The 4,853-nt window shown below is 66.8% G+C and carries 7 protein-coding genes; 2 read left to right on the plus strand and 5 right to left on the minus strand.

Translation table 11 applies throughout. The annotated features are described in order from the left end of the window. The 4 genes from ACLQ6X_RS11965 to mca all read right to left on the minus strand — a co-directional run. On the minus strand, positions 1-1,357 hold a 1,357-nt coding region (locus ACLQ6X_RS11965), incomplete at its 3' end, for an ABC transporter substrate-binding protein (RefSeq protein WP_411700377.1). Positions 1,358-1,400: 43 nt separating this feature from the next. After that, positions 1,401-2,207, minus strand: coding sequence for a DUF1684 domain-containing protein (locus ACLQ6X_RS11970; RefSeq protein ID WP_411700378.1), 807 nt, complete (start codon positions 2,205-2,207; stop codon positions 1,401-1,403). 82 nt (positions 2,208-2,289) lie between these two features. After that, positions 2,290-2,598, minus strand: a complete 309-nt coding sequence (locus ACLQ6X_RS11975; RefSeq protein WP_411700379.1) for a hypothetical protein — start codon at positions 2,596-2,598, stop codon at positions 2,290-2,292. After that, a complete protein-coding gene (gene mca / locus ACLQ6X_RS11980) occupies positions 2,586-3,470 on the minus strand; it encodes a mycothiol conjugate amidase Mca (RefSeq protein ID WP_411700380.1) in 885 nt (294 codons plus the stop codon). The genes ACLQ6X_RS11975 and mca overlap by 13 nt, the downstream gene beginning before the upstream one ends. A 76-nt stretch (positions 3,471-3,546) precedes the next feature. Between mca and ACLQ6X_RS11985 the strand changes: the two genes are divergently transcribed. Both ACLQ6X_RS11985 and greA read left to right on the plus strand, forming a co-directional pair. Beyond that, complete coding sequence (locus tag ACLQ6X_RS11985; RefSeq protein WP_411700381.1) at positions 3,547-3,963, plus strand: DUF4307 domain-containing protein; 417 nt, start codon at positions 3,547-3,549, stop codon at positions 3,961-3,963. 105 nt (positions 3,964-4,068) lie between these two features. Next, complete coding sequence (gene greA / locus ACLQ6X_RS11990; RefSeq protein WP_411700382.1) at positions 4,069-4,557, plus strand: transcription elongation factor GreA; 489 nt, start codon at positions 4,069-4,071, stop codon at positions 4,555-4,557. Here greA and ACLQ6X_RS11995 read toward each other — a convergent pair. Then, on the minus strand, positions 4,558-4,853 hold a 296-nt coding region (locus ACLQ6X_RS11995; protein ID WP_411700383.1), incomplete at its 5' end, for an ACT domain-containing protein. It abuts the gene before it with no gap.

Consider the following 4,853-nt stretch of genomic DNA (forward strand, 5'->3'; position numbering starts at 1 on the left):
GCTGGTTGACGAGCTTCAGCTTCTCGGTCTGCTCGTCGGTCGTCGCCGACGCCTCGGCCTCGTCGACCCAGGTGGTGACCTGCGGGTTGTTGTAGCCCCAGTAGAAGTCGGGGTTGCCGTACCAGACTACGTCGCGGTCGTTGACGTGCTCCTGCAGGGTCGCGGTGAAGTCCTGGGCCTTATAGACCTTGGTGTACCACTCGTCGGAGCTGATCGTGTTGATGTTCACGGTCACGCCGATCTTGGCGAGCTCGCTCTTCACGAACTCGGCGACCGCGGGGTGCGGGTCGTAGCTCGGGGTGTCGAGGGTGAACTCGAAGCCGTCGGCCTGGCCGCCCGAGGCCAGCAGCTGCTTCGCGAGCTCTGGGTCGTAGGGGTTCTCCTCGGTGAGGTCTTCGTACCACGGGTCGGACGGCGGAACCATCGAGCCGATCAGGGTGCCGTAGTCGCCCCAGATCGAGTTCAGCAGCTTCTTCGTGTCGATCGCCGAGTAGACGGCCTTGCGCACGTCGACGTTGTCGAACGGGGCCACCCGGTCGTTGAAGGCCAGGACCTCCTTCGTCGTCGACTCGCCGTCGCTCACGACGTAGTCGGCGTTGTCGGTGAACTGGGTGAGGGCGTCGGGGCTCTGCACGCTCGTCACGATGTCGACCTCGTTGGTCAGCAGAGCGTTGCTGAGGGCCGTCGCGTCGGTGAAGTAGGTGAAGACGACTTCGTCGTTGGATGCCGCGTCCCCCCAGTAGTCGTCGAAGGCGGTGAGGCTGAGCGAGCTACCGCGCTTCCACTCGTCGAGGGTGTACGGGCCCGTGCCGTCCTCCGTGGTCTCCGCGTCGACCGCGTCGGCGTTGATGATCCAGACGTAGCTGAGGTTGTAGATGAAGGAGATGGAACGTTCCGCCAGCGTGACCACGACGGTCGTGTCATCCGGAGTCTCGATGGATGACACAGAACCGAAGCTGCTCTTGCGGGCCGACTGCGAGTCCTCGGCGAGAACGGCGTCGATGCTCGCCTTGACGTCGGCCGAGGTGAGCTCTTTGCCCGAGTGGAAAGTCACGCCGTCGCGCAGCGTGAACGTGTAGGTGAGTCCGTCGTCGCTCACCGTGTTGCTCTCGGCGAGCAGCGGCTCGACCTCGCCGTCGTCGGTGAGCTTGAAGAGGCCCTCGTAGACGTTGCCGTTGAACGCCTCGGTGACGCCCTGGCCGCCGCCCCTGATGTTGCTCAGGTTCTGCGGCTCGTAGAGGGAACCGATTTCGACCGTCGAGCCGTCCGCAGACGACGAGCCGGTGCCGCTCGCGCAGCCGGCGAGCGAGAGTGTCGCCGCGAGACCGAGTGCGACGAACGCGATGGGCTTATTCATGGTGCTCCTGTGTGCTGTGGTGCGCTGTGGTGCGCTGTGTGGGTCAGAGTGCGTAGATGTCGAAGCCGCCGTCGAAGACGACGGTGCGCTCCCCCGCCTCGATGGGGCCGGCGAAGCGGTTCTGGGCGGGCGGCATCGGGCAGTTGTACTGCACCGAGAACCCGCACGGGGGCACGAACGCGCGGTTGAAGTCGAGGGTGACGGGGCCGGCGTCGCCGAAGCCCGCGCCGTCGGAACGGGGCACGAAGAGGAAGCGCCCCGCCGAGTAGGTCGCGGTGTCGTCGTCGCGGCGGTTGGTGGCGTCGCCGAACACGAGCAGCAGGGTGCCGTCGTCGTCGAAGGCGCTGAGCGAGTAGTCGACGCCGTCGCGGCTGAAGGTGATGTCGCCCGGCACCACGAGCTCGCGGCTTCCGCCGTTGTCGCGGATGTGCTCGAACGGCACGGTGCGGTCGCCGGCGACGGGGGTGAAGGTGGCCTCGACGACCCAGTCGGGGTCGTACGGGAACGCCGAGATGGTCGAGAAGGCCGCGATGGCAGGCGAGGCCGCGTCCCAGAAACGCAGGCCGTGCTCGGGTTCGCCGGTGTCGAGGTTGCTGCGGCGCAGGGCGGTGACCGTGACGGTTGCGGGAGCCGCGGCAGTGGCGGTCGCGAATTCTGCGGCGGGGTCGGCTCCCGCGGGCAGCCAGCGCGTCTCGACGAGCGAGAGGTTGCCGGTAGCGGAGGCCACGGCGGCGAGCCGCGCATTGCGCCAGGCCGCGTATTCGGCTAGCGCAGTCTCGGCCAGCGCAGCCTCGGTAGGCGCAGCCTCGGTAGGCGCATCCGAACGCGGTTCATCGGTGGAAGTAGTCATTGTCTGCTCATTTTCGTGTCGCACGACGGGCGCACGAAATCGTGTGTCGCCCCGTGTCGTTCAAGCCGCGAGGCGGCGGTATTTATTCCGGTTTGCCGGCGGAATCCTCGGCGGCCGCCTCGGCCTCGAGGCGCTCGCGGATCTCGCTGCGGTAGCGCGTGCGCCGCACACGGCGGGTCATGTCGAGCACGAGCAGCACGGTGGCGACCATGATGAGGAAGGTGATCGCGAATCCGATCCACCCGGGCGTGATGAGGTCTTCGTCGCCCGTGTACGACCCGAAGGTCGGAGACGGGGAGGGCGTCGTGGAGGTGGTGAGCCACACTCCGGCGCGCAGTGCGGCGTCGCTCAGTACTGCGGTGCTCAGGATTGTGCTGGTCAGGAGTGGCATTGTTCGTCCTCATCGGTGATTCCGGCGAACAGGTCGGTCTCGGGCAGCGTCGTGTCGACGCTCGAGCGCACAAGTTCGAAGTCTTCCCAGGGCCACACGGCTTGCTGGATCTCGTTGGGCCAGAAGAAGTAGGGGCTGTCGGGCGGCACCTGGCTGGCATGGGCGCGCAGCGCGCTGTCGCGCACGTCGAAGAACGCGCCGGCGGCAACCTGGGTAGTGATGTTCGGCTCGCCCCGCTGCGTCATCCACCCCTTCATCTCTTCCAAAGATGCGAGCAGCGGATGATCCGGGGCACTCGACACCATCGCGTCGTACACCGCGCCGAAGCGCTGCGGGCTGATGATGCGGTCGTAGTACAGCTTGCGCACGTTCCAGGCCGCGCCCCACTCGGGCAGCTGCGCCGCGTCGGCAGCGGCGGCCAGCGCCCACATCGTGATCTCGTGCGTGCGGATGTGGTCGGGGTGCGGGTACCCGCCGTTCTCGTCGTAGGTGATCACGACGTGCGGCCGCAGCTCGCGGATGACCTTGACGAGCGGAACGCCGGAGACCTCGAGCGGTGTCATCGCGAAGCTCTGGGGCTGCAGCGCCTCGCCGTTCTCGGGAAGTCCGGAGTCGAGGTAGCCGAGCCAGCGGTGGTCGATGCCCATAAACGCCTGCGCGCGGGCCATCTCGAGGCGGCGGAGGCCGGCCATGTCGCGGTCGGCCATGGCTGTCGCGTCGAGCGCCGGGTTCTGGATGTCGCCGCGTTCGCCGCCCGTGCAGCTGACGACCGTCACGTCGACACCGCGATCGCGGTAGTAGGCGTAGGTCGCCGCGCCCTTGCTCGACTCGTCGTCGGGGTGGGCGTGGACCGCCAGCAACCGCAGTGTCACCGAACTCCTAGCGCCGAACGAATACCCTTGAGGCCGTAGCCTGTAGTCAAGACTAACCGCAGCATCTGGAGCTTTCGTGTCATCAACCGTGCAGGACACTGCCGCCGAGCTCGACCGACGCTACGGCCGCACCCGCGGCAACGCCCGGCGCACGCGCGGCGCGGTGATCGGCACCGCCATCGCGTTCGTGGTGGCACTCGTCGCCTGGCTCGTCTGGGGCGGGCTGCTCAGCGCGAACTCCGACTTCGAGGTCGTCGACACCGGACACACGATTATCGACGACTCGCTCGTGCAGGTGCGCTACCAGTTGACGGTGACCCCCGGCTCGACGATGAGCTGCGCGCTGCAGGCGCAGAACTCGACGTTCGCGATCGTCGGCTGGAACGTAGTCGACGTACCGGCCTCCGATCGCCGTGTGCGCACCCTCGGTGCGGAGATCCGCACGACGGAGCTCGCCGTGACCGGGTTGATATACCGCTGCTGGCTCACATAGTCTTGATCGATTCGCCCCACGAGACCGGTCGGCACCGACCGGTCTTCATCTGTATAACGGCCCGACGCGACGTCGGGCCTCCGCTGTAGTACTAAGGAGAGCATTGTGACTAACGACGGTTCAGTCACCTGGTTGACCCAGGAGGCGTTCGATCGCCGCAGTGCAGAACTCGAGCACCTGTCGGGTGAAGGCCGCCTCGAGATCGCGAAGAAGATCGAGATCGCACGCGAAGAGGGTGACCTCAAGGAGAACGGCGGCTACCACGCCGCGAAGGAAGAGCAGGGCAAGATCGAGGCGCGCATCCGCGTTCTCACAGAGTTGCTGCGCCACGCCAACGTCGGCGAGGCACCGCAGTCGAGCGGCGTCGTCGAGCCCGGCACCGTGATCACGGCCAACATCCTCGGCGACAAGAGCGTGTTCCTACTCGGCAGCCGCGAGATCGTCGGAGACGCCGAACTCGACGTCTACAGCGAGGGCAGCCCGCTCGGCATCGCCATCATGGGCAAGAAGGTCGGCGAGACCACCAGCTACACCGCCCCCAGCGGCAAGTCGATCTCGGTTGAGATCGTCGCGGTGGAGACGTACACGCCCTAGTTAGAAGTCGATGCGCGGCTCGTAGCCCTCGTCGCGCAGGCGGGTGAGCACCTCTCCAGCGTGCTCGGGGCCGCGCGTCTCGATGTGCAGCTCGAGCTCGACCTGGCTGATCTGCATACCCTCGTTGTGCCGCGTGTGCAGTACCTCGACCACGTTGGCGCTCGCCTCGGCCACGAGGGCCGCGATGCGTGCGAGCTGGCCGGGCCGGTCGGGAAGCGGGATGCGCAGCTTGAGATAGCGGGCGGACGCCGCAAGACCGTGGCTGATGACGCGTTCCATCATCATCGGGTCGATGT

Source organism: Conyzicola sp. (assembly GCF_046714715.1).
Classification (GTDB): domain Bacteria; phylum Actinomycetota; class Actinomycetes; order Actinomycetales; family Microbacteriaceae; genus Conyzicola.

What these genes read in the sequence shown, in the direction of transcription:
- ACLQ6X_RS11970 (WP_411700378.1), bottom strand. Translation starts at nt 2,207, where the DNA reads ATGACTACTTCCACCGATGAACCGCGTTCGGATGCGCCTACCGAGGCT.
- ACLQ6X_RS11975 (WP_411700379.1), bottom strand. Translation starts at nt 2,598, where the DNA reads ATGCCACTCCTGACCAGCACAATCCTGAGCACCGCAGTACTGAGCGAC.